This is a genomic window from Paenibacillus sp. EKM206P, from assembly GCF_011066155.1.
GTDB classification, from domain to species: Bacteria; Bacillota; Bacilli; order Paenibacillales; family Paenibacillaceae; genus Paenibacillus; species Paenibacillus polymyxa_D.
The window spans coordinates 1-654 of the sequence record NZ_JAAMNQ010000061.1; the positions used below are offsets into that span (position 1 = coordinate 1).

General features: G+C 56.3%; 1 protein-coding gene. It reads left to right on the forward strand.

Features of this window, described 5'->3' with window-relative positions:
- A partial coding sequence (locus tag G9G53_RS25675) for a phosphopantetheine-binding protein (protein WP_238796320.1) occupies positions 1-654 on the forward strand: 654 nt, incomplete at both ends.

A 654-nucleotide genomic window follows, 5' to 3' on the forward strand; every position in this document is an offset into this window, starting at 1 on the left:
TGAGCTGCGGATCGAGGAGGTACAGGCCGAACTGGAAGCCGGACTGCCAGCGCACATGGTGCCTGCACGTTTGATGCAACTGGAGACGATCCCGCTGACCAGCAACGGTAAAATCGACCGTAAGGCCTTGCCGGAACCGGAAGGAAGCATCCATACGGGTGCAGCCTATGTGGCACCGCGTACCACGGTGGAGCAAGTACTGGCTGCGGTATGGGCCGGGGTGCTCGGCGTGGAAGCGGTAGGTGCGCAGGATAACTTCTTTGAGCTGGGTGGCGATTCGATTAAGGCCTTGCAAGTATCCTCCCGATTGCTGCAAGCAGGTTATCGACTGGAGATGAAAGACCTGTTCAGTCATCCAACCGTGTCCGCCCTGGCACTGAAAGTTCAATCGGTGACCCGATTGGCGGATCAAAGCGAAGTGGTGGGCGCTGTGAAGCTGACACCTGTTCAACACTGGTTCTTTGAGCAAAACCTGACGGATGCTCATCATCATAACCAGTCCATCATGCTGCATAGCAAGGATGGTTTTGATGAACCGGCCCTGCGCACGGCGATGGATCAAATCGTTAGCCATCATGACACACTGCGGATCGTTTTCCGTCCTACGGAGCACGGATATGAAGCCTGGAATCGCGCAATTGGGGAGGGCGAGCT